The 22,487-nt window shown below is 66.7% G+C and carries 20 protein-coding genes; 13 read left to right on the top strand and 7 right to left on the bottom strand.

The features are described from left to right. Positions 1–46 precede the first annotated feature (46 nt). The gene (locus CC207_RS06490; RefSeq protein WP_088851758.1) at positions 47–766 is read left to right on the top strand and encodes a 16S rRNA (uracil(1498)-N(3))-methyltransferase; all 720 of its coding nucleotides are present in this window, start codon (positions 47–49) and stop codon (positions 764–766) included. Here the strand turns inward: CC207_RS06490 and CC207_RS06485 are convergent. The 7 genes from CC207_RS06485 to pilG all read right to left on the bottom strand — a co-directional run bounded on the left by CC207_RS06485 (position 763) and on the right by pilG (position 10,664). Beyond that, complete coding sequence (locus tag CC207_RS06485) at positions 763–1,380, bottom strand: hemolysin III family protein (RefSeq protein WP_028688347.1); 618 nt, start codon at positions 1,378–1,380, stop codon at positions 763–765. The genes CC207_RS06490 and CC207_RS06485 overlap by 4 nt on opposite strands. Positions 1,381–1,450: 70 nt before the next feature. Continuing rightward, positions 1,451–1,924 (bottom strand): chemotaxis protein CheW, encoded by a 474-nt coding sequence (locus tag CC207_RS06480; protein WP_028688348.1) that lies wholly within the window; start codon positions 1,922–1,924, stop codon positions 1,451–1,453. Next, positions 1,917–7,214: an Hpt domain-containing protein gene (locus tag CC207_RS06475; protein ID WP_256582031.1), complete on the bottom strand. Its 5,298-nt coding sequence runs from the start codon at positions 7,212–7,214 to the stop codon at positions 1,917–1,919. The genes CC207_RS06480 and CC207_RS06475 overlap by 8 nt, the downstream gene beginning before the upstream one ends. Then, positions 7,211–9,235, bottom strand: a complete 2,025-nt coding sequence (locus CC207_RS06470) for a methyl-accepting chemotaxis protein (RefSeq protein ID WP_088851767.1) — start codon at positions 9,233–9,235, stop codon at positions 7,211–7,213. Before CC207_RS06470 ends, CC207_RS06475 begins: the two co-directional genes overlap by 4 nt. Positions 9,236–9,298: 63 nt before the next feature. Then, positions 9,299–9,853, bottom strand: a complete 555-nt coding sequence (locus CC207_RS06465; protein ID WP_028688351.1) for a chemotaxis protein CheW — start codon at positions 9,851–9,853, stop codon at positions 9,299–9,301. Next, complete coding sequence (gene pilH / locus CC207_RS06460) at positions 9,850–10,215, bottom strand: twitching motility response regulator PilH (RefSeq protein ID WP_028688352.1); 366 nt, start codon at positions 10,213–10,215, stop codon at positions 9,850–9,852. The genes CC207_RS06465 and pilH overlap by 4 nt, the downstream gene beginning before the upstream one ends. 47 nt (positions 10,216–10,262) lie before the next feature. Further along, positions 10,263–10,664 carry a twitching motility response regulator PilG gene (gene pilG, locus CC207_RS06455; protein ID WP_088851757.1) on the bottom strand — a complete coding sequence of 134 codons (402 nt, stop codon included), beginning with the start codon at positions 10,662–10,664 and terminating at the stop codon, positions 10,263–10,265. 185 nt (positions 10,665–10,849) lie between these two features. Here pilG and gshB point away from each other — a divergent pair, with 185 nt between their 5' ends. The 12 genes from gshB to phaZ all read left to right on the top strand — a co-directional run bounded on the left by gshB (position 10,850) and on the right by phaZ (position 22,451). Then, the gene (gene gshB, locus CC207_RS06450) at positions 10,850–11,803 is read left to right on the top strand and encodes a glutathione synthase (protein ID WP_028688354.1); all 954 of its coding nucleotides are present in this window, start codon (positions 10,850–10,852) and stop codon (positions 11,801–11,803) included. A gap of 90 nt (positions 11,804–11,893) precedes the next feature. Next, positions 11,894–12,793 carry an energy transducer TonB gene (locus CC207_RS06445; protein WP_088851756.1) on the top strand — a complete coding sequence of 300 codons (900 nt, stop codon included), beginning with the start codon at positions 11,894–11,896 and terminating at the stop codon, positions 12,791–12,793. Positions 12,794–12,967: 174 nt separating this feature from the next. Next, complete coding sequence (locus CC207_RS06440) at positions 12,968–13,537, top strand: YqgE/AlgH family protein (protein WP_028688356.1); 570 nt, start codon at positions 12,968–12,970, stop codon at positions 13,535–13,537. Then, positions 13,537–13,962 (top strand): Holliday junction resolvase RuvX, encoded by a 426-nt coding sequence (gene ruvX, locus CC207_RS06435; protein WP_028688357.1) that lies wholly within the window; start codon positions 13,537–13,539, stop codon positions 13,960–13,962. Before CC207_RS06440 ends, ruvX begins: the two co-directional genes overlap by 1 nt. Before the next feature lie 51 nt (positions 13,963–14,013). Continuing rightward, complete coding sequence (gene pyrR, locus CC207_RS06430) at positions 14,014–14,532, top strand: bifunctional pyr operon transcriptional regulator/uracil phosphoribosyltransferase PyrR (protein ID WP_028688358.1); 519 nt, start codon at positions 14,014–14,016, stop codon at positions 14,530–14,532. A 12-nt stretch (positions 14,533–14,544) separates the two neighbouring features. Further along, complete coding sequence (locus CC207_RS06425) at positions 14,545–15,549, top strand: aspartate carbamoyltransferase catalytic subunit (RefSeq protein WP_028688359.1); 1,005 nt, start codon at positions 14,545–14,547, stop codon at positions 15,547–15,549. Then, positions 15,546–16,817: a dihydroorotase gene (locus tag CC207_RS06420; RefSeq protein ID WP_028688360.1), complete on the top strand. Its 1,272-nt coding sequence runs from the start codon at positions 15,546–15,548 to the stop codon at positions 16,815–16,817. Before CC207_RS06425 ends, CC207_RS06420 begins: the two co-directional genes overlap by 4 nt. A 201-nt stretch (positions 16,818–17,018) precedes the next feature. Then, positions 17,019–17,549 (top strand): ATP-dependent protease subunit HslV, encoded by a 531-nt coding sequence (hslV, locus tag CC207_RS06415; RefSeq protein WP_028688361.1) that lies wholly within the window; start codon positions 17,019–17,021, stop codon positions 17,547–17,549. Positions 17,550–17,625: 76 nt separating this feature from the next. Continuing rightward, the gene (gene hslU, locus CC207_RS06410) at positions 17,626–18,969 is read left to right on the top strand and encodes an ATP-dependent protease ATPase subunit HslU (protein WP_062360228.1); all 1,344 of its coding nucleotides are present in this window, start codon (positions 17,626–17,628) and stop codon (positions 18,967–18,969) included. 172 nt (positions 18,970–19,141) lie between these two features. Further along, positions 19,142–19,519, top strand: a complete 378-nt coding sequence (locus CC207_RS06405) for a gamma-butyrobetaine hydroxylase-like domain-containing protein (protein ID WP_011536058.1) — start codon at positions 19,142–19,144, stop codon at positions 19,517–19,519. Between the two features lie 336 nt (positions 19,520–19,855). Next, positions 19,856–21,535 (top strand): class II poly(R)-hydroxyalkanoic acid synthase, encoded by a 1,680-nt coding sequence (gene phaC, locus CC207_RS06400; protein ID WP_028688363.1) that lies wholly within the window; start codon positions 19,856–19,858, stop codon positions 21,533–21,535. Between the two features lie 64 nt (positions 21,536–21,599). After that, positions 21,600–22,451, top strand: a complete 852-nt coding sequence (gene phaZ, locus CC207_RS06395; protein WP_062360233.1) for a poly(3-hydroxyalkanoate) depolymerase — start codon at positions 21,600–21,602, stop codon at positions 22,449–22,451. Positions 22,452–22,487 lie beyond the last annotated feature (36 nt).

Here is a 22,487-nt window from a genome sequence, read left to right as displayed (position 1 = left end):
CGCTCCTACAGAGGACGATGCCCCCATTCAGATTCCGAGTAGAACCATGAGACTCTCCCGCTTCTTCATCGACGCCCCGCTTGGCCTTGGCGAACACGAGCTCCCCGAAGCCCAGGCCCACTACATCGGCCGTGTCCTGCGCATGGCCGCTGGCGACGCCGTGCAGCTGTTCGACGGCAGCGGCCAGGAATACCTTGGCCAACTGCTCGAGGTAGGCAAGAAAAGCGTGCGCGTCAGCCTCGACCAAGCCGTCCCCGGCCAGGCCGACTCGCCGCTGCGCATTCACCTCGGCCAGGGCCTGTCCCGCGGCGAGCGCATGGACTGGGCGATTCAAAAGGCCACCGAACTGGGCGTAAACGAAATCACCCCAATCGTCAGCGAACGCTGCGAAGTGCGTCTGAAGGATGAGCGCGCCGACAAGCGCCTGGCCCACTGGCGCCAAGTGGCGATCAGCGCCAGCGAGCAGTGCGGTCGCTCGACCCTGCCGGTCATCAACCCGCCGGTTACCCTGGCCGAATGGCTCAAGGACACCGAGGCCGACCTCAAGCTGGTGCTGCACCCGGTGGCCGAAGCGCTGACCCGTCACGAAAAACCTGCAAAGCTGGCCTTCCTGATCGGCCCGGAAGGCGGCCTGAGCGATGTGGAGGTCGAACAGGCCAAGGTCAGCGGCTACCACGCCGCTCGCCTCGGCCCACGGGTGCTGCGTACCGAGACAGCGCCGGTGGTGGCTTTGTCGGTAGCGCAGCAGTTGTGGGGCGACTTCTAAGACACGTAGAAAAACACCGCGACGAAGTGCATCAGGCTGCCGGCGATAACGAACAGGTGCCAGATGCCATGCCAGTGGCGGAACCGGCTGTCGAAGGCGAAGAAGATGATGCCGACGGTGTAGAACACGCCGCCGGCCGCCAGCCAGGCGAAGCCGGCACCGCCCAGGCTGTGCAGCAGCGGCTTGACCGCCACCAGCACGATCCAGCCCATCAGCGCGTAGATGATGATCGACAGGATCCGTGCCTCCGAACGCGGCTTGATCTCCTGCAGCATGCCGACCAGCGCCAGCCCCCAGACCACCCCGAACAAGCTCCAGCCCCACGGCCCGCGCAAGCTGACCAGGCAAAAGGGCGTGTAGCTTCCGGCAATCAGCAGGTAGATCGACAAGTGGTCGAGCTTGCGCATGATCCGCTTCGCTCGTCCGCGGGTGCTGTGGTAGAGGGTGGAGATGCTGTAGAGCAGCAGCAGGGTAAAGCCATAGATGGAGAAACTGACGATCTTCCACGGATCGCCCTGCAGGCCGGCCACGACGATCAGCCAGACTGCGCCAATACAGGCCAGCACCGCACCGACCAGGTGGGTCCAGGCGTTGAAACGTTCACCGTAGTACATGCAAGCACAGACCTCGCTACGCCGTTCGGGTTCCTGAAACCCCTATCACGGGGCAAGCCCAGACACCATCCTAGCCAGCGGCAGGTTGCAGTTGCGCGTCACGCACCAATCTTTCCAGCCCCGCCAGGTCCGGCACCCGCGCCACCTGCTCGCCCACCTGCACCGCCGCCAACTCCAACCCCGCCAACGGCACGTCGACATAGTTCAGCTGGCTGTCGAGCTTGCACGAGCGCGGGATACCCTGCAGCAGCAACGCCAGGTAGCGCAGCCCGGTATCTCCCAGGGCGTTGAGCACCATCACCCGCGCCCGCTCGCCGCAAGGGGTCTGCCCGCCGCAAGCCGCCTCGAAGCCGATCAGCGGCAGCCGTTGCTGGCGCCAGTCGACCCAGCCCAGGTGCCAGGCCGGCTCCCCTGGCTCACAAGCAATGACACGGTGTCCGATCAGCTCAGCCACCGCCACGTTTGGCAACACCAAGGTGCGGTCGCCCAGCGGCAGCAGCAACCCGGTCAGGCTGCTGCGCTGGCCGGCAATATGTTCAAGCATGGGGTTGGCTCCAGTGGGCGATGCTCTGCAGCAGCACCGATTCCTGGTACGGCTTGCCGAGGTATTCATTGACGCCAATGGCCATGGCCCGATCGCGGTGCTTCTGGCCGGTACGCGAGGTGATCATGATGATCGGCAGCTGGCTCAGGCGCTCATCGCGACGGATCCGCGTGGCCACTTCGAAGCCGTCCATGCGCGGCATCTCGATATCCAGCAACAGCACATCCGGACGGTGCTCCTCGAGCAGCGCCATGGCATCGACGCCGTCCTTGGCCGTCAGCACGCTCATGCCGTGACGCTCGAGCAGGCGGCTGGTGACCTTGCGCACGGTCACCGAGTCGTCCACCACCATCACCAGCAATGGCCGCCGGGGCACCGGGCCAGTGAGCGCATGCGCCGCCTCGGCCACGCCCGGCAGGCGCGCCAGACGCCGTTGCTGTCCGCGCAACTGGCCGAGCAGGTCGAGAATCAGCACCACCCGCCCGTCCCCCAGCAGGGTGGCGCCGGACAGCCCCGGCACTGCGGCGAACTGCGGGCCGAGGCTCTTGACCACGATCTCGCGGCTGGGCGACAGGCTGTCGACCTGGATAGCGAACGACTGCTCATGGGAATGGGTCAGCAGTACCGGCAGCGGCACGCTCTGGCCCAGCAGGCCGGGCTGGCCGCCGCCCTGCAGCAGGTCACCGAGGTAGCGCAGCGCGTAGTCGTGGCCCGCGTAGCTGTAGCGCGGCGGGTCGAGCCGGTAACAGGCCTCCAGCTCCGCCGGTGGCACGCGCACGATGCCCTCGATGGTGTTCAGCGGAATGGCATACTGTTCCTCGTCAACGTGCACCATCAGCGCTCGGTTCACCGACACCGTGAACGGCAGGCGAATCAGGAAACGCGCGCCCTTGCCGGGACTGGACTCGATGCTCATCGAACCGCCCAGTTGCTTGACCTCCTCATGGACCACATCCATGCCCAGGCCGCGGCCAGAGATCTGGGTGATCTTCTCGGCCGTGGAGAACCCGGGACGCAGGATGAACTGCAGGATCTCGTGGTCGCTCAGGCGCGCCTGCGGATCAAGCAGGCCACGCTTGATGGCCTTGTTGCGTACCGCCTCCAGCGGCACCCCGGCGCCGTCGTCGCTCATCTCGATGACGATGTCGGCGCCTTCGTGCAGCAGGTTCAGGTGAATGGTGCCCTGCTCCGGCTTGCCGGCGGCCAGGCGTGCCTCGCGGGCCTCCAGGCCATGGTCGACGGCGTTGCGCAGCATGTGCTCCAAGGGCGCCACCATGCGCTCGAGCACGCTGCGGTCAAGCTCGCCCTCGGCGTTGCCGACCACCAGCTCGACCTGCTTGCCCAGCTCGCTGGCCACCTGCCGTACCACCCGCTGCAAACGCGGTACCAGCCGCTCGAAAGGCACCATCAGGGTAGCGGTCAGGCCCTCCTGCAGCTGGCTGTTGACCCGCGCCTGCTGCTGCAGGAGGCTGTAGGCTTCCTGGGCCCTCTGCAGCAGGGTCTCCTTGAGGTCGAGCAGGTCCGAGGTGGATTCGAACAGCGCCCGCGACAATTGCTGCAGCTGGGAATGGCGGTCCATCTCCAGGGGGTCGAAATCGTCATAGGTGTCACCCTCGAACTGGTGACGGCTGGAAATCCGTCCCTGGGTCTCGATGTCCAGGCGCAGCAGCTGGTCGCGCATGCGCTCCAGCGTGGTTTCCATCTCGTTGAGGGCGAACTGCGCATCGTTGACCTGCTGCTCGATACGCCCACGAATGACCGAGTGCTCACCGGCCAGGTTGCCCAGGTCGTCGAGCAGTTCGGCATCGACCTTGACCATATCGCCCGCCCGCTCGGGGGCTACGGCCGGGATTTCGGCGGGGGCCGGCTCGACCTGGGCCTGGCCGGCCACGCTGTCGGTCAGGGCGGCGCTGGAGAAGTTGCGGATGTAGTCGATCAGCGCCGTGGCCGCATGCAGCGGCTCGCCCAGGCGCGCCGCGTCGAGCATGTGCGCCAGGCGGTCATGGCAATTCTGCAGCAGGCTGAACAGGGCCGGCGTCGACGGCAGGCGCCCGGCGGCGAGCAGTTCGTAGAGGAATTCCAACTCATGGGCGAGGTCGCCGATGGCGGCGATCTCGACCATGCGCGCGCCGCCCTTGAGCGTGTGCAGGTCGCGCAGCAGGTTCTCCACCTCGACCGTGTTGCGCGGGTCGACCTGCCAGCGCGCCAGGGACTCGGCCGCGCTCTCGAGGATATCGGAGCTCTCTTCGAGGAAAACCTCCAGCAGCTCCTTGTCGCCCTCGGTTTCTTCGTTGTCCTCCTGCGGCTCGGAGGCGACGGGAGGCGGGGCGCTGTGGCGGAACTCGCGCAACTCGCCCAGCAACGCCACCGCCGACAGCGGTGGCTGGCCCTCGCGCAGGCTGCGCAACATTTCGGCCAGGGCGTCATGGCTGCGCCGGAGCAGCTTGAACAGCGCCGGGCCGGCACCTAGCCGACGGTCCACCAGGCCTTCATAGAGCAGCGCCAGTTCCTGCGCCAGCACCTCGACGGCGCCGATCGCCGCCATCTGCGCCCCGCCCTTGAGGGTGAGCACATCGTGCTGCAGCGCCGACAGCGGCGACAGGCTGTCCGGATCGGACTTCCATTGCCGCAAGGCCTGGTCGGCACCGTCGAGGATATCCCCGGCTTCTTCGAGGAACAGCTCGACCACCGCGGGGTCCGGCAACTCGCCTGGCGCTGTCATCGCTGTCACGCCGTTCGCCCCGACCAGCCCCAGGGCGGCAGGATCGAGGGCATCGTCGAGCAGGCCATGCAGGGCTGCCAGGCATTCAGGCCGTGGGTTCGGGTCCTGGCCGGCGGCAATCTCGTCGAACAGGTCGAGCAGCGCTTCGTGGGCTTGCCGGGCGACAGCGAAGAAGCGTGGCGTGACCGCCAGGCTGCCCTCCTCAACCGCGCCATACAGGTCCAGCAGCCCTTCGCAGACCTCATCGACCTGCCACAGCTCGGCCTGGTGCGCGCCATGACCGAGGGTGGTCATTTCCTCGAGCAGCAGGTGCAGCTCGTGGTGCTGCGCAGGATCGCCCTGCCAGTTGGCAAGCCGCGCCTCGGCATCGAGCAGGATGTCCATGCCCATGGTCAGGAAGGTGGCCGTCAGTTGCGGGTCGCGTCGGGCCCGCCGCGGCGGGTGCGGTTCGGCCTGGAGCTGGGCCAGCCGGGCGTCTACCGTCTGCCCGACCTGCTCGATAAGCCCGGCGGCCCCGGGGATGGGCGCCAACGGCGTGCTGCCCAGCTGGGCCAGGCCCAGGTGGAACAGCGCACGCGCCGCCTCCAGCAGTTCGATCTCGGCCACGCGCAGGGGTAGCTGGTGCCCCTTGTATTCGCGCACCAGGCGGTCGAGGGCGGTGGCCAGCTCCGCCACCGGCATCACGCCGGCCATGGCGGCGCTGCCCTTGAGGGTGTGCAGGGCGCGTTGCAGGCTGTCACTGACCGCGCTGCCCCGCCCATCGACCGCCTGCAGGAAGCCATCAAGGCCGGCCAGGTGGCCCTGGGCTTCGTTGCGGAAAATTTCCAGCAACTGCGGGTCGAGACCATCGATGCTGGCGCTGGCCGGCGTGTCGTTGAGCGCCAGCGCGTGCAGGTGCCCGGCCAGCTGTTCGATCTCGGCCGTGGGCGGCAGTTGGCTGGCGGCGAAGTCGGCCAGCAGGTCGGGCAGGCGCACGAACACCTGCTGCAGGGCCACCAGGCCTTCGGCGCTGAGCACGATGCGCCCTTCCAGCACCCGATTGAGGAGGTGCTCGGCGCCCCAGGCCAGCTCGGCCACGGCTTCGGCATGGACCATCCGCCCGCTGCCCTTGAGCGTGTGCAGTGCCCGGCGCACCTCGATCAACGCCTCGCGCAGACCATTGTCGGCGCGCCAGCGCAGCCATTGGCGCTCGATCTCCGGCAGCAGCTCGCCAGCCTCTTCGAGGAACACCTCGCGCAATTCATCGTCGATACCGTCCAGCGCCTGCTCGCCGCCGGCGGCTGCCGTGTCGCGCGCGCACTGCACGCCCAGCGCGGCCAGGCTGGCGTGGGCCATGTCGATGAAGCGCTGGGCGTCGGCCAGCGGATCGGCCACCCGCCATTGCAACCAGGCTTCGCCGGCACTCAGGGCATCTGCCAGATGCGCCAGTTCGTCCGCTTGCGGCTCATCCTCCAGGTGCACCAGCCAGCCCTGCACATAGCCCGCGCAACCGGCGAACACCTCGGCGGCCGCCGGCAGCATCAGCATCGCCAGCGCCCCGCGCACCTGCTGCAGCAAGCCGGGCAGGGCCTGCAGGCGCTGGCGCGACCAGTCGGACTCCAGGCAATCGCCGATCAGGTCCTTGGCCTGCTGCAGCACGTTGAGCGACTCGTTGAGCACCAGCTGGCGGATTTCGGCCAGGTCCGAGCCGGGCAAACTGCCGGGGTTGGTTTCCTCCAACGGGCCGACCATGCCGTTGAGGGTGGCCTCGACATACAGCAGTGCCCCGGCGACATCCATCAGCAGCGCTTCATCCACGGCGCTGTCCTTTTCAACCAGTGCCTGCAGCGCCAGCACCTGGTCGATGATCACCCGCCGCGGCTGCTGGAAGCCCAGCACCGCCAGGGTATCGGCCACATGCCGCAAGGGCGGCAGCAGCGACTCCAGTGGCTCGCTGGGCGAGCGCTCGCCGCCGACGAAGGGGTCAAGGCGGTCCTTGATGCGCATCAGGTCGTCGCACAAGGCCATCACCACCGAGCGCAGCGCATCGCGCCCCGGGCCGGCCTGCATGTGCTCACGCCAGCTGCCCAGGGACAGGTCGAGGTTGGCCAGGTCCGCCGCCCCGGCCAGCCGTTGCCCCAGGTCGCCCAGCAGGCTGCCCTGGGCCAAGGGCTCGGCACCACGGCAGACCCGCAACTGGTTGAGCAGCGGCATGACCACCAGCGGCAGGTCGTGGCGCGCGCCGCGCAGGCGGTCCAGGTACGGCGGCAATTGCTCGAGCCCGCGGAACAGCGCCCCCAGGCAATCGCCGCGTGGGCTCACTTGACCGTCGGCCATGGCCCGCCCGAGCAGCTCCAGTTCCTCGGCCAGGCGCATCGCGCCCGGCAGCGCGAGCATGTGCAGGCAGCCGTGGACCTGGTGCAGGTTGTCAACGAAGAACGCCAGCATCGACAGGTCGCCCGGTTCCGCCGAGAAGCGCTCCAGGGCCTGGCGCGCCTGGCCCAGGCAATCGAGGATCGGCGCCTTGGTCCAGGCCAGGGCCACCGTGTCGTGGCGCTCGCCGGACGGGTTCAGGTGCGCCTCGCTCACGAGCGCTCCACCGGCTTGGGCAGGGTGAAGCCGGACACCGAGCGGCGCATCTCGCTGGCCATGCGCGCCAGGTGGCGGATACTGTCAGCGGTGGCGCCGGAGCCGGCGGAGGTCTGCGCGGTGATCTGCTGGATCACCGCCATGGTGTGGGAAATCTGCCCCGCCGAGGAGGTCTGCAACTGGGCGGCGTCGGAGATGCTGTGGATAAGGTCGGCCATGGTCTGCGACACACCCTCGATTTCCGCCAGGGCCACCCCGGCATCCTGGGCCAGGCGCGCACCACGCACCACTTCGGCGGTGGTCTGCTCCATGGAGATCACCGCCTCGTTGGTATCGGCCTGAATGGTGCGCACCAATGCCTCGATCTGCCGCGTCGCCGAAGAGGAGCGCTCGGCCAGGCGTTGCACTTCATCGGCCACCACGGCAAAGCCGCGACCAGCCTCGCCAGCCAGCGAGGCCTGGATCGCCGCGTTGAGGGCGAGGATGTTGGTCTGGTCGGCAATGTCGTCGATCAGGCTTACGATGTCGCCGATCTCTTGGGAGGACTCGCCCAGACGCTTGATCCGCTTGGCGGTGTCCTGGATCTGCTCGCGGATGTTGTCCATGCCGTGGATGGTGTTGTGCACCACCTCGTTGCCCTTGTTGGCGATGGCCACCGAGCGCTCGGCCACCTTGGCCGACTCGTAGGCGTGGGCCGAGACGCGGTCGATTGACTCGACCATGTCGCCCACCGCCTCGGAGGCCTCGCTGATCTGCTCGGCCTGGTGCTCGGAGGCCTTGGCCAGCTGGCGGGCGGTGTTCTGGGTGTCCTGCACGGCGGCGGCGACCTGCTCGGCGCTGTGGTTGATGGTGGCCACCAGGTCGCGCAGCTGGTCGACCGAGTAGTTGATCGAGTCGGCGATGGCGCCGGTGAAGTCCTCGGTGACCGATACGGTGACTGTCAGGTCGCCGTCGGCCAGCTCCTCGATCTCGTCGAGCAGGCGCATGATCGCCTGCTGGTTGCGTTCGTTCTTCTCGGCGGTCTCGCGCAGCTGGCGGTGGGTGGCGCGCACCATCACCAGGCCGATAAGGATGATCGAAGCCAGCGCCAGCAGGCCGAGCACGTAGCCGCCGACGGTGTCCAGGGTGCGCCCGCCGGCCAGGTTCTCGAAACCGTTGGCCAGGTGCGAGGCCTCGTCGAGCAGGGTCTGCGACAGGCTGAAGATGTTTCCGGCGGCCTCACGTACCCGGAACAGCTCGGGTGATGTCTCGAGGATCTCATCCACCGAGCCCGAAACGAATTGGAACAGCTCGGCGATCTCGGCCAGCCGCGCCCGGGCGTCGGCGTCCTCGACCCGGGTGACCTGGATCGCCGGGTTGCCGGCGAGCATGCCTTCGAGCACCTGACCGAAGCGGCTGGCGTCGCGGCCGAAGGCATCGGCGGCCTGCACCGAGGTTTCGTCGCCGGCCAGCACGGTATTGACCGAGCCGAGAATGCGTTCGGCCAGCAGCAACTGGCGTTGGGCCACCGCCACCTGGTTGGCAGGCGCGCCGCTCTGCAGCAGGATCTCCACCACCTTCTCGTACTCGACCTGCAACTGCGGCACGGTCTCGGCCAGGGTGGCCGCGACCTGGTGCAGCGACAGCACGGTCTGTTCGCTGGCGAGGATGGTGTCGGTGTTCTTGCGCAGGTTCTCCCAGTCCTGGCGCACCGCGTCCATCTCGTCGCGCACCGTCACCGGCGCGGCTGGCAGGCCGGTGGTCTTGTCGCCCTCGCGCAGGTAGCCCCAGCGCCGCTCGAAGTCGTTGCGCGCGTCGCTGAGCAGCTTGAACGCCAGCGCCTTGCCCGCCGCCGCCTCGGTGGCGTTCTTGGCAATGCGCTGGGACAGCACGCGCAGCTCGCCGGCATGGCCAATGTACTGCTTGTCGTGGTTGGCCTGGGTGTTGAGGTAAGCGAAGTTGGCGAACAGCAGGACGATCGACAGGATCAGCACCACGAACAGCACGGTAATCTGCGCGGTGCTGCGCGGGCGCTGGGCCAGGGCGGCTGGCGAGACGCCTGCGGTGGCTACGGAAGGTCCTGGCTTGTTCACGTCGAAAATCCTCTACAACGCCACATCGAGAAAACCCGGGGCCTGTGCCAGGGCGAACGGGCTGAAGATCGCCCAATTGCGTTCACGGGGGAAATGGCCCTGCACGAAGGGCGTGGCCGCGCGAATCAGCGGTTGCGGCGGCGACAGCTCGAGGCTGCTCAGGGCGAAGTGCTGCAGGCCGACCACCTCGTCCACCAACAGCCCGGCGAACAGCTCCTCATGGTCCAGCACCAGCACCCGCCGTTGCTTGCCCGCCGCCGCCGGGCCGAGACCGAAGAACGCGCACAGGTCCATCACCGGCAACAGCCGCCCGCGCAGGTTGGCCACCCCGCGGACCCACGGCTGCACCCCCGGCACCCGGCTGCTGCGGGGCTCGCGCAGCACCTCGGCAACCTCGCCCATGGGCGCGACGAACCACTGCCCGGCAATGCGAAAGCCGATGCCGCTCCACTGCTGCAGGCGGGTGTCCTGCGGTGGCTGGTCGGCCACCAGCAGGCGGCAGCGCCGGTCGATGTCCAGCAACAGCTCGAAGGCGGTCAGCGACGCGCCCTGGGGCCGGGTGGTCAAGCGCCGAGCACTTCTTTCAACTTGGCGATCAGCGCCTCCTCCTCCACCGGCTTGGTCAGGAAATCGCGGGCGCCCTGACGCTGGGCCCAGATTCGGTCGGTTTCCTGGTCCTTGGTGGTCACCACGATCACCGGAATGGCGCTGGTTTCCGGGTCCTTGCTCAGTTGCCGGGTGGCCTGGAAGCCGTTCATGCCAGGCATGACGATGTCCATCAGCACGGCATCGGGTTTCTCCTGGCGGGCCAGGGCCACGCCGTCGGCGCCATTGTCGGCCTTGAGCACCCCATAGCCGCTTTTCTCCAGCCATTCGGTCAATCTGTACATCTCTGTCGGCGAATCGTCGACAATCAGAATTCGGGCCATGCTGTTTCCCCATCAGGAAATAGAGACGCCGTCCGGCGAGGGCGGCGTCAGGGTGCGTGTGGGTCCTGCGCGGCGAAACCGGGCACGCTGGCACGGATCGCGTCGAGCAGTTCTTCCTTGCTGAACGGTTTGGTCAGGAACTGGTCGGAGCCGACCACCCGGCCGCGGGCCTTGTCGAACAGGCCATCGCGGGAAGACAGCAGGATCACCGGGGTGTCCTTGAACGTATTGTTGTGCTTGATGATGGCGCAGGTCTGGTAACCGTCAAGGCGCGGCATCAACACATCGACGAAGATGATCCGGGGCTTGTGATCGACGATCTTGGCCAGGGCGTCGAAGCCGTCACTGGCGGTGATCACCTCGCAGCCGGCCTCGCCGAGCAACATCTGCGCGGTGCGGCGGATCGTGCGGGAGTCGTCGATCACCATCACCTTCAGGGGTTGGTCCATAGTTGCGCTTCTGCCTGGGAGCGAATTCGCCAAAAGGCCGTGCAGGCCATGTGCCTGGCCTTTTTAACACAGTCCAGAGGGCCATTCCATCCGCCCGCCCCTTGACCGTGGGCGCTCCCGGCGCCACCCTGAGCCACTTTTCTTTCGTGCCATCGCGGCCACCCGCCGCCAAGAGGAACTACCCCATGAGCGTTCGCCTCGGGATTGTCATGGACCCCATCGCGTCCATCTCCTACAAAAAGGACAGCTCGCTGGCCATGCTGCTGGCCGCCCAGGCCCGTGGCTGGAGCCTGTTCTACCTGGAACAGCGCGACCTGTACCAGGCCCAGGGCAAGGCCCGCGCGCGGATGCGCCCGCTCAAGGTGTTCGCCGACCCGGCCCGCTGGTTCGAGCTGGACGAGGAGCAGGACAGCCCGCTGGCCGAGCTGGACGTAATCCTGATGCGCAAGGACCCGCCCTTCGACATGGAGTTCGTCTACAGCACCTACCTGCTGGAGCAGGCCGAGGCCGAAGGCGTGCTGGTGGTCAACCGCCCGCAGAGCCTGCGCGACTGCAACGAGAAGCTGTTCGCCACGCTGTTCCCGCAGTGCACGCCGCCGACCCTGGTCAGCCGTCGCCCGGACATCATCCGAGAATTCGCGGCCGAGCACGGCGATGTGATCCTCAAGCCGCTGGACGGCATGGGCGGCACCTCGATCTTCCGTCACCGGGCCGGTGATCCCAACCTGTCGGTGATCCTCGAGACCCTGACCGCGCTCGGCGCCCAGCAGATCATGGCCCAGGCCTACCTGCCGGCGATCAAGGACGGCGACAAGCGCATCCTGATGATCGACGGCGAGCCGGTGGACTACTGCCTGGCGCGCATCCCGGCCAGCGGCGAGACCCGCGGCAACCTGGCCGCCGGCGGACGCGGCGAAGCCCGGCCGCTGAGCGAGCGCGACCGCTGGATCGCCGCCCAGGTCGGCCCGACCCTGCGCGAGAAGGGCCTGCTGTTCGTCGGCCTGGACGTGATCGGCGACTACCTCACCGAAATCAACGTCACCAGCCCGACCTGCATTCGCGAGATCGATGCTGCCTACAACACCGACATCGGCGGCCGTTTGATGGACGCCATTGATCGCAAGCTGCAGGCGCGCTGACCGCCGACACGTGGCAAACCCGCGGAGTGGGGTATGATGCCGGTCCTTTTTCGCTGACCTGCGCCCTGTTTCGCGGTTGCTGGATACCTGATGACGCTGCCTGCCGACATCCCCGCCGACCTGCTGCCACCCCGCATTCGCCCGGTGGACAGGCTCGGCTTCACCCTGTTCCTGGCCGCCCTGGTGCACCTGGCGCTGATCCTGGGCGTGGGCTTCACCGTGGTCAAGCCGGCCGACATCCGCCACACCATGGACATCACCCTGGCCACCTTCAAGAGTGAGAAGGCGCCCGAGAAGGCCGACTTCCAGGCCCAGGACAACCAGCAGGGCAGCGGCACCCTGGAAAAAAAGGCGGTGCCCAAAACCACCGAGGTCGCGCCGTTCCAGGACAGCAAGATCAACAAGATCACGCCGCCGCCGGCGGCGAAACCAGAGACCCCGCCCGCACCGGCGAAGTCCGTGGTCGCCACCCAGGCGCCGAAAACCCAGAAGGTCGAGCCCAGGCCGAAGGAAAGCAAGCCGCAGCCCAAGCCCGAGGCCAAGGTGCCGGACTTCGACAGCTCGCAGCTGTCCAGCCAGATCGCCAGCCTCGAGGCCGAGCTGTCCCATGAGCAGCAGCTGTATGCCAAGCGCCCGCGCATCCATCGCCTGAACGCCGCCTCGACCCTGCGCGACAAGGGCGCCTGGTACAAGGAAGAGTGGCGCAAGAAGGTCGAGCGCATCGGCAACCTCAACTACCCCGAGGAGGCCCGGCGCCAGCAGCTGTACGGCAGCTTGCGGATGATGGTGTCGATCAACCGCGACGGCTCGTTGTACGAAGTGCTGGTACTGGAATCGTCGGGCCAGCCGGTGCTGGACCAGGCGGCCCAGCGCATCGTGCGCCTGGCGGCGCCATTCGCGCCGTTCACCGGCGACCTGGCGGAGTTCGACCGCCTGGAGATCATCCGCACCTGGCGCTTTGCCCGCGGGGACAAGCTGTCGAGCAACTGACCCGTAGAAGCTGCTGACAATATCGTGGGAGCGGGCTTGCCCCGCGATCGCGTCCGTCTTGCCACTGCGCAATCCTGATCTGACGCCATCGCGGGGCAAGCCCGCTCCCACGGGAGTACCAACAGCCCTCCGCGCACCTTGCCAGCCTCGCCACCTGGCGCCACACTAGCGGTCATGAAAACCCTCGCCCCCAGCTACCTCAAGCACCAGTTCCTGATCGCCATGCCGCACATGGCCGATCCGAACTTTGCCCAGACCCTCACCTACATCGTCGAGCACAATGCCCACGGCGCCATGGGCCTGGTGGTCAATCGCCCGCAGGAGCTGAACCTGGCCGACATCCTCGAGCAGTTGCGCCCGGACGACGAGCCGCCCGCCAGCACCCTGCATATCCCGATCTACCAGGGTGGCCCGGTGCAGACCGACCGCGGTTTCGTGCTGCACAGCAACGACCGCAGCTACCAGGCCACGGTCGAGCTGGAGGGCCTGTCGCTGTCCACTTCCCAGGACGTGCTGTTCGCCATCGCCACCGGCGATGGCCCGCGCAAGAGCCTCATCACCCTGGGCTACGCGGGTTGGGAAGCCGGCCAGCTGGAGGCGGAGCTGGCCGACAATGCCTGGCTCAACTGCCCCTTCGACCCCGAGATCATCTTTGGCCTGGCCAGCGACCAACGCCTGGGCGCCGCCGCCGCGAGCCTGGGGATCAACCTCAGCCTGCTGACCAGCCAGGCGGGCCACGCCTGATGGCCGAACTGCGTCTACTGCTGGGCTTCGACTATGGCACCCGACAGATCGGCGTGGCCGTCGGCCAGGTGATCACCGGCCAGGCCCGCGAGCTGTGCACGCTCAAGGCCCAGAACGGCGTACCGGACTGGAACCAGGTCGAGAAGCTGATCAAGGAATGGAAACCCGACGCGATCGTTGTCGGCCTGCCGCTGAACATGGACGGCACGCCCAGCGAGATGAGCGAACGCGCCGAGAAATTTGCCCGGCGCCTGCACGGCCGCTACAACCTGCCGGTGCACACCCACGACGAACGCCTGACCACCTTCGAGGCCAAGGGCGAGCAGATGGCCCGAGGCGGGCGCCACGGCAGCTACCGCGATAACCCGGTCGACGCCATCGCCGCCGCCCTGCTGCTGCAAGGCTGGCTGGAGGCCAACACTTAAATCCGCTTTGCCGCCGGCTGGAGCCGGCGCCCGCCTTCCGAGGAGCACGCAATGAGCCTACCCAATCCCGCCGATCTGATCCGGCAGATGGCCGTCGACCTTCGCGCCCACCTGGCCCGCCGCGGCATCAGCGAGCCGCGCTTCATCGGCATCCGCACCGGCGGCGTGTGGGTGGCCCAGGCCCTGCTGGCCGAGCTGGGCGACCAGGGCCCGCTGGGCACCCTGGATGTGTCCTTCTACCGCGACGACTTCAGCCAGAACGGCTTGCACCCGCAGGTGCGCCCTTCGGAGCTGCCGTTCGAGATCGAAGGCCAGCACCTGGTGCTGGTAGACGACGTGCTGATGAGCGGGCGCACCATCCGCGCCGCCCTCAACGAGCTGTTCGACTATGGCCGTCCGGCCAGCGTGACCCTGGCCTGCCTGCTCGACCTGGATGCCGGCGAATTGCCGATCCGGCCGAATGTAGTCGGCGCCACCCTGTCCCTGGCCGCCCATGAACGGGTAAAATTGACCGGACCCACGCCGCTCGCCCTCGAGCGCCAGGACCTCGCTCCCGCTTCCGCCCTTTAAGAGTCCCCCGCGATGACGCCACTCGACGCCAAGCGCCCGCTGCAGCTCAATGACCAGGGCCAGCTGCGCCACTTCCTCTCGCTCGACGGTTTGCCCCGCGAACTGCTCACCGAGATCCTCGACACCGCCGACTCGTTCCTCGAAGTCGGCGCCCGGGCCGTGAAGAAAGTCCCGTTGCTGCGCGGCAAGACCGTGTGCAACGTGTTCTTCGAGAACTCCACCCGCACCCGCACCACCTTCGAACTGGCGGCCCAGCGCCTGTCGGCCGACGTGATCAGCCTGAACGTGTCGACTTCCTCGACCAGCAAGGGCGAGACCCTGTTCGACACCCTGCGTAACCTGGAGGCCATGGCCGCCGACATGTTCGTCGTGCGCCACTCCGATTCCGGCGCCGCCCACTTCATCGCCGAGCATGTGTGCCCGGACGTGGCAGTAATCAATGGCGGTGACGGCCGCCACGCCCACCCGACCCAGGGCATGCTCGACATGCTCACCATTCGTCGGCACAAGGGCGGCTTCGAAAACCTCTCCGTGGCCATCGTCGGCGACATCCTGCACTCGCGGGTGGCGCGCTCGGACATGCTCGCGCTCAAGGCGCTGGGCTGCCCGGACATCCGCGTGATCGGCCCGAAGACGCTGATCCCGATTGGTATCGAACAATACGGGGTGAAGGTCTACACCGACCTCGCCGAAGGTCTCAAGGATGTCGACGTGGTGATCATGCTGCGCCTGCAGCGCGAGCGCATGGCCGGCGGCCTGCTGCCCAGCGAGGGCGAGTTCTACCGCCTGTTCGGCCTGACCACCTCGCGCCTGGCCGGGGCCAAGCCGGATGCCATCGTCATGCACCCGGGTCCGATCAACCGCGGCGTGGAAATCGAATCGGCGGTGGCCGACGGCCAGCACTCGGTGATCCTCAACCAGGTCACCTACGGCATCGCCGTGCGCATGGCCGTGCTGTCCATGGCCATGAGCGGGCAGAACGCGCAACGTCAATTCGACCAGGAGAACGCCCAGTGACCATCAGCATTATCGGCGCCCGGGTCATCGATCCTGCCAGCGGCCTGGACCGCATCACCGACCTGCACCTGGACGGCGGGCGCATCGCCGCCATCGGCGCGGCGCCGGCCGGTTTCAACGCCAGCCGCACGATCCAGGCCGACGGTCTGGTAGCCGCGCCGGGCCTGGTCGACCTCGGCGTCTCCCTGCGCGAGCCGGGCTACAGCCGCAAGGGCAACATCGCCAGTGAAACCCGCGCCGCCGTGGCTGGCGGCGTCACCAGCCTGTGCTGCCCACCGCAGACCAAGCCGGTGCTGGACACCTCGGCAGTCGCCGAACTGATCCTCGACCGCGCCCGCGAGGCGGCCAACAGCAAGGTTTACCCGATAGGCGCCCTGACCAAGGGCCTGGAAGGCGAGCAACTGGCCGAACTGGTGGCCCTGCGCGACACCGGTTGCGTGGCCTTCGGCAACGGCCTGAAGGAAATCCCCAACAACCGCACCTTGGCCCGCGCCCTGGAATACGCGGCGACCTTCGACCTGACCGTGGTGTTCCACTCCCAGGACCGCGACCTGGCGCAAGGCGGCCTGGCCCACGAAGGCCCCATGGCCAGCTTCCTCGGGCTGCCGGGCATCCCGGAAACCGCCGAGACCGTGGCCCTGGCCCGCAACCTGCTGCTGGTCGAGCAGAGTGGCGTGCGCGCCCACTTCACCCAGATCACCAGCGCCCGCGGCGCCCGGTTGATCGCCCAGGCCCAGGCGCTGGGGCTGCCGGTCACCGCCGACGTGGCGCTGTACCAGCTGATCCTCACCGACGAAGCGCTGCGCGACTTCTCCAGCCTGTACCACGTCCAGCCGCCGCTGCGCACCGCCGCCGACCGCGATGGCCTGCGCGAGGCGGTGAAGTCCGGGGTGATTCAGGCGATCAGCAGCCATCACCAGCCTCACGAGCGTGATGCCAAGCTGGCGCCGTTCGGTGCCACCGAGCCGGGTATCAGCAGCGTCGAGCTGCTGTTGCCGCTGGCCATGACCCTGGTCGAGGACGGCCTGCTCGACCTGCCAACCCTGCTGGCACGCCTGAGCAGCGGCCCGGCTGCCGCGATGCGCTTGCCGGCCGGCGAGCTGAAGGTGGGTGGCGCCGCGGACCTGGTGCTGTTCGATCCGAACGCGTCCACCGTGGCAGGCGAGCAGTGGTTCTCTCGCGGTGCGAACTGCCCGTTCATCGGCCACTGCCTGCCGGGCGCGGTGCGTTATACCTTGGTCGATGGGCACGTCTGCCACGAGGCTTGAGTAACGCCTATCGCGGGGCAAGCCCGCTCCCACGCAGGAGCTCCCACGCAAGGTCGACCTGGCGTGGGAGCGGGCTTGCCCCGCGATGGAGCCGGCAAAGACCTGAAACAACCATTCATCCCCGCTGGTTGAAATCCTTCCCCCCTCCCCCCATATGAGTCTGCATCAGGCATTTTCGCCCCGCTGCGTGGAGACTCTCCCTTGACTACCATCGTTTCTGTCCGCCGTAACGGCAAAGTCGTCATGGGCGGCGACGGCCAGGTTTCCCTCGGCAACACCGTGATGAAAGGCAACGCCAAGAAAGTCCGTCGCCTGTACAACGGCCAGGTCATCGCCGGCTTCGCCGGTGCCACCGCCGATGCCTTCACGCTGTTCGAACGCTTCGAAGCCCAGTTGCAGAAACACTCCGGCCATCTGGTGCGCGCCGCCGTCGAGCTGGCCAAGGAATGGCGTACCGACCGTACCCTGAGCCGCCTGGAAGCCATGCTGGCCGTGGCCAACAAGGACGCCTCGCTGATCATCACTGGTAACGGCGACGTGGTCGAACCCGAGGACGGCCTGATCGCCATGGGTTCCGGCGGTGCCTACGCCCAGGCCGCGGCCCGCGCCCTGCTGAACAAGACCGACCTCTCGGCCCGTGAGATCGCCGAGACAGCCCTGAACATCGCCGGCGACATTTGCGTGTTCACCAACCACAACCTGACCATCGAGGAGCAGGACCTGGCCGAGTGATCAGCTGTTCTGGCGCCCCATCCCGGTGATGGGGCTTTTCCACGCTGACCCACTTTGCCGAAGGACCACATTCATCATGTCCATGACCCCCCGCGAAATCGTTCACGAACTGAACCGCCACATCATCGGTCAGGACGACGCCAAGCGCGCCGTCGCCATCGCCCTGCGCAACCGCTGGCGGCGCATGCAGCTCCCTGCCGAGCTGCGTGCCGAAGTGACGCCCAAGAACATCCTGATGATCGGCCCCACCGGTGTCGGCAAGACCGAAATCGCCCGCCGCCTGGCCAAGCTGGCCAACGCGCCGTTCATCAAGGTCGAGGCGACCAAGTTCACCGAAGTTGGCTACGTTGGCCGTGACGTCGAGTCGATCATCCGCGACTTGGCCGACGCCGCGCTGAAGATGCTGCGCGAGCAGGAGATCGTGCGCGTGCGCCACCGCGCCGAGGACGCCGCCGAAGACCGTATCCTCGACGCCCTGCTACCGCAGGCGCGGGTCAGCAGCTTCAGCGAGGAAGCCCAGCAGTCCAGCACCGACTCCAACACCCGCCAGCTGTTCCGCAAGCGCTTGCGCGAAGGCCAGCTGGACGACAAGGAAATCGAGATCGAAGTCGCCGAGAACATGGGCGTCGAGATCGCCGCGCCGCCCGGCATGGAAGAGATGACCAACCAGCTGCAGAGCCTGTTCGCCAACATGGGCAAGGGCAAGCGCAAGAGCCGCAAGCTGAAGGTCAAGGACGCCCTGAAGATGGTCCGCGACGAGGAAGCCGGCCGCCTGGTCAACGAGGAAGAGCTCAAGGCCAAGGCCCTGGAAGCGGTCGAGCAGCACGGCATCGTGTTCATCGACGAGATCGACAAGGTGGCCAAGCGTGGCAACGTCGGCGGCGCCGATGTCTCCCGTGAAGGCGTACAGCGCGACCTGTTGCCGCTGATCGAGGGCTGCACCGTCAACACCAAGCTGGGCATGGTCAAGACCGACCACATCCTGTTCATCGCCTCCGGCGCGTTCCACCTGAGCAAGCCAAGCGACCTGGTGCCCGAGCTCCAGGGCCGCCTGCCCATCCGTGTCGAGCTCAAGGCGCTGACCCCGGAAGACTTCGAGCGCATCCTCAAGGAACCGCATGCCTCACTGACCGAACAGTACAGCGCCCTGCTCAAGACCGAGGGTCTGAACATCGAGTTCGCCGACGAAGGCCTCAAGCGCCTGGCCGAGATCGCCTACCAGGTCAACGAGAAGACCGAGAACATCGGTGCCCGCCGCCTGCACACCTTGCTCGAGCGCCTGCTCGAAGAAGTGTCGTTCAGCGCCGGCGACCTGGCCAGCGCCCACGACGAGACGCCGATCCACATCGACGCCGCCTACGTAAACAGCCACCTGGGTGAGCTGGCGCAGAACGAAGACCTGTCGCGCTATATCCTGTAAGACCGCTGGGGGCCGCTGCGCGGCCCTTTCGCGACACAAGGCCGCTTCTACAGGGAATCGCGATCATCTGTAGGAGCGGCCTTGTGTCGCGAAAGGGCTGCAAAGCAGCCCCCTTGCACAATCCCCTGAATCTCCCGAAGCTTGCACCATCAGCTCACCAGAGATTCCAGCCATGGCCCGCCTCCCCACCGCCATCAACCTGCACAAAGCCTCCAAGACCCTCACCCTCACCTACGCCCCCGGCGAGGTCTACCACCTGCCCGCCGAATTCCTGCGCGTGCATTCGCCGTCCGCCGAGGTCCAGGGCCACGGCAACCCCATCCTGCAATTTGGCAAGATCAACGTCGGCCTCAGCGGTCTGGAACCGGCCGGTCAATATGCACTGAAACTGACCTTCGACGATGGCCATGACTCCGGATTGTTCACCTGGGAGTACCTCGAGCAGCTGTGCCTGCGCCAGGAGCAGCTGTGGGCCGAGTACCTCGACGAATTGCACAAGGCCGGCAAATCCCGCGACCCGTCCGAATCGGTGGTGAAATTGATGCTCTAGCTCAAGGCTCGCAGGCTTTAGAGCGCATTTTCTAATCTCATCTGCTTGAATGCCTTGATGACAGCCAAAGATTGGCTGTCTTGCGCATTACACGAAAGTCGGGTAACCAATGGAGCTGGCAAGTTCCCTGCATCGCCTTGAAGGCAGGCAGGGCCGGGCCGGTATGTAGAGGTCGCGAGCGAAAGCAGGTTGTCTTCACACGCAGAAACCCACGCAGCTCATCATCGGCACGCATCCGGTCGCAGCACCGCTGTTCCTTATCACTGGTCACCCGAGTAGCAGTACCGGGCTGTCACAGCACACCGGTACTCGTCTCAGGACAACGGAGCGTCGTAGATGAGTAACAAGAACAACGATGAGTTGCAGCGGCAGGCCTCGGAAAACACCCTGGGGCTGAACCCGGTTATCGGCATTCGCCGCAAGGATCTGCTGACATCGGCGCGCACGGTGCTGCGCCAGGCAATACGCCAGCCCTTGCACAGCGCCAAGCACGTGGCGCATTTCGGCCTGGAGCTGAAGAACGTGCTGCTGGGCAAGTCGGCCCTGCAGCCCGAAGGCGACGACCGTCGCTTCGCCGACCCGGCGTGGAGCAAGAACCCCCTGTACCGCCGCTACCTGCAGACCTACCTGGCCTGGCGCAAGGAGCTCAACGACTGGATCAGCGAAAGCGACCTGTCGCCCCAGGACATCAGCCGCGGGCAGTTCGTCATCAACCTGGTGACCGAGGCCATGGCCCCCACCAACACCCTTTCCAACCCCGCCGCGGTCAAGCGCTTCTTCGAGACCGGCGGCAAGAGCCTGCTCGACGGGCTGTCCAACCTGGCCAAGGACATCGTCAACAACGGCGGCATGCCCAGCCAGGTGAACATGGAGGCCTTCGAGGTCGGTAAAAACCTCGGCACCAGCGAAGGCTCGGTGGTGTACCGCAACGATGTGCTGGAGCTGATCCAGTACAGCCCCATTACCGAGCAGGTGCACAGCCGTCCGCTGCTGGTGGTACCGCCCCAGATCAACAAGTTCTACGTGTTCGACCTGAGCCCGGAAAAAAGCCTGGCGCGCTTCTGCCTGCGCTCCCAGCAGCAGACCTTCATCATCAGCTGGCGCAACCCGACCAAGGCTCAGCGCGAGTGGGGCCTTTCGACCTACATCGACGCGCTCAAGGAAGCAGTCGACGCGGTGCTGGCGATCACCGGCAGCAAGGACCTGAACATGCTTGGCGCCTGCTCCGGCGGCATCACCTGCACCGCGCTGGTGGGCCACTACGCCGCGCTCGGCGAGAAAAAGGTCAACGCCCTCACCCTGCTGGTGAGCGTGCTCGACACCACCGTCGACACCCAGGTCGCGCTGTTTGTCGACGAGCAAACGCTGGAGGCGGCCAAGCGCCACTCCTACCAGGCTGGCGTGCTCGAAGGCAGCGACATGGCCAAGGTATTCGCCTGGATGCGCCCCAACGACCTGATCTGGAACTACTGGGTCAACAATTACCTGCTGGGCAACGAACCGCCGGTGTTCGACATCCTGTTCTGGAACAACGACACCACCCGCCTGCCGGCCGCCTTCCACGGTGATCTGATCGAGATGTTCAAGAATAACCCGCTGACCCGCCCCGACGCCCTCGAGGTGTGCGGCACCGCCATCGACCTGAAGAAGGTCGACTGCGACATCTACAGCGTCGCCGGCACCGCCGACCACATTACCCCGTGGCAGTCGTGCTACCGCTCTGCGCACCTGTTCGGCGGCAAGATCGAGTTCGTGCTGTCCAACAGCGGCCATATCCAGAGCATCCTCAACCCGCCGGGCAACCCCAAGGCACGCTTCATGACCGGCGAGGACCGCCCGGACGACCCGGTGGCCTGGCAGGAGAACGCCATCAAGCACGCCGACTCCTGGTGGCTGCACTGGCAGGCCTGGCTGGGCGAGCGCGCCGGCGAACTCAAGAAGGCGCCTACAAAGCTGGGTAACCGCACCTATACCGCAGGCGAGGCCGCACCGGGAACATACGTGCACGAGCGTTGAACCGAACCGCCGCGATGGGCCAGTCGGCGCATCGCGGCGCTACCTTCACCACAGAGTCACGCGCATGCCGCAACCGTACATCTTCAGGACCGTCGAGCTGGACGATCAGTCCATCCGCACCGCGGTCCGCCCGGGCAAGCCACACCTGACGCCGTTGCTGATCTTCAACGGCATCGGCGCCAACCTCGAGCTGGTATTCCCTTTCATCGAGGCGCTGGACCCGGACCTGGAAGTCATCGCCTTCGACGTACCCGGGGTCGGCGGCTCGTCGACGCCGCGCCACCCCTACCGCTTTCCCGGCCTGGCCAAGCTGACCGCGCGCATGCTCGACTACCTGGACTACGGCCAGGTCAACGTCATCGGTGTGTCCTGGGGCGGCGCCCTGGCCCAGCAGTTCGCCTACGACTACCCGGAGCGCTGCAAGAAGCTGGTGCTGGCCGCCACCGCCGCCGGCGCGGTGATGGTACCGGGCAAGCCCAAGGTGCTGTGGATGATGGCCAGCCCAAGGCGCTACGTGCAACCCTCCCATGTGATCCGCATCGCCCCGCTGATCTATGGCGGCGGCTTCCGGCGCGACCCTGAGCTGGCCATGCACCACGCCTCCAAGGTCCGTTCGGGCGGCAAGCTGGGCTACTACTGGCAACTGTTCGCCGGACTCGGATGGACCAGCATCCACTGGTTGCACAAGATCCACCAACCCACGCTGGTGCTGGCCGGCGACGACGATCCGTTGATCCCATTGATCAACATGCGCTTGCTGGCCTGGCGAATTCCCAATGCCCAGCTACACATAATCGACGACGGCCACCTGTTCCTGATCACCCGGGCCGAAGCCGTCGCGCCGATCATCATGAAATTCCTCGAGCAGGAACGCCAACGCGCGGTCATGCACCCCCGGCCAGCGGCAAGGGGGTAGGAAGGCTTTTTTATGCGTCAGCACAGGCTAGTTGCA

Origin of the sequence: Pseudomonas sp. DrBHI1, from assembly GCF_002205115.1 — a bacterium.
In the GTDB taxonomy this organism is placed as follows: domain Bacteria; phylum Pseudomonadota; class Gammaproteobacteria; order Pseudomonadales; family Pseudomonadaceae; genus Aquipseudomonas; species Aquipseudomonas mosselii.
The sequence above is the reverse complement of the archived record's forward strand: the minus strand, read 5'-3'. Positions and strand labels throughout refer to the sequence as shown.

Excerpts from the sequence above, each read along its gene's own strand:
- phaC (WP_028688363.1), top strand. The coding sequence starts at position 19,856 with ATGAGTAACAAGAACAACGATGAGTTGCAGCGGCAGGCCTCGGAAAAC.
- phaZ (WP_062360233.1), top strand. The coding sequence starts at position 21,600 with ATGCCGCAACCGTACATCTTCAGGACCGTCGAGCTGGACGATCAGTCC.
- CC207_RS06440 (WP_028688356.1), top strand. The coding sequence starts at position 12,968 with ATGAAAACCCTCGCCCCCAGCTACCTCAAGCACCAGTTCCTGATCGCC.
- ruvX (WP_028688357.1), top strand. The coding sequence starts at position 13,537 with ATGGCCGAACTGCGTCTACTGCTGGGCTTCGACTATGGCACCCGACAG.
- hslU (WP_062360228.1), top strand. The coding sequence starts at position 17,626 with ATGTCCATGACCCCCCGCGAAATCGTTCACGAACTGAACCGCCACATC.
- CC207_RS06480 (WP_028688348.1), bottom strand. The coding sequence starts at position 1,924 with ATGCTTGAACATATTGCCGGCCAGCGCAGCAGCCTGACCGGGTTGCTG.
- CC207_RS06425 (WP_028688359.1), top strand. The coding sequence starts at position 14,545 with ATGACGCCACTCGACGCCAAGCGCCCGCTGCAGCTCAATGACCAGGGC.
- CC207_RS06485 (WP_028688347.1), bottom strand. The coding sequence starts at position 1,380 with ATGTACTACGGTGAACGTTTCAACGCCTGGACCCACCTGGTCGGTGCG.
- CC207_RS06405 (WP_011536058.1), top strand. The coding sequence starts at position 19,142 with ATGGCCCGCCTCCCCACCGCCATCAACCTGCACAAAGCCTCCAAGACC.
- pilG (WP_088851757.1), bottom strand. The coding sequence starts at position 10,664 with ATGGACCAACCCCTGAAGGTGATGGTGATCGACGACTCCCGCACGATC.
- pilH (WP_028688352.1), bottom strand. The coding sequence starts at position 10,215 with ATGGCCCGAATTCTGATTGTCGACGATTCGCCGACAGAGATGTACAGA.
- CC207_RS06490 (WP_088851758.1), top strand. The coding sequence starts at position 47 with ATGAGACTCTCCCGCTTCTTCATCGACGCCCCGCTTGGCCTTGGCGAA.
- gshB (WP_028688354.1), top strand. The coding sequence starts at position 10,850 with ATGAGCGTTCGCCTCGGGATTGTCATGGACCCCATCGCGTCCATCTCC.
- pyrR (WP_028688358.1), top strand. The coding sequence starts at position 14,014 with ATGAGCCTACCCAATCCCGCCGATCTGATCCGGCAGATGGCCGTCGAC.
- CC207_RS06445 (WP_088851756.1), top strand. The coding sequence starts at position 11,894 with ATGACGCTGCCTGCCGACATCCCCGCCGACCTGCTGCCACCCCGCATT.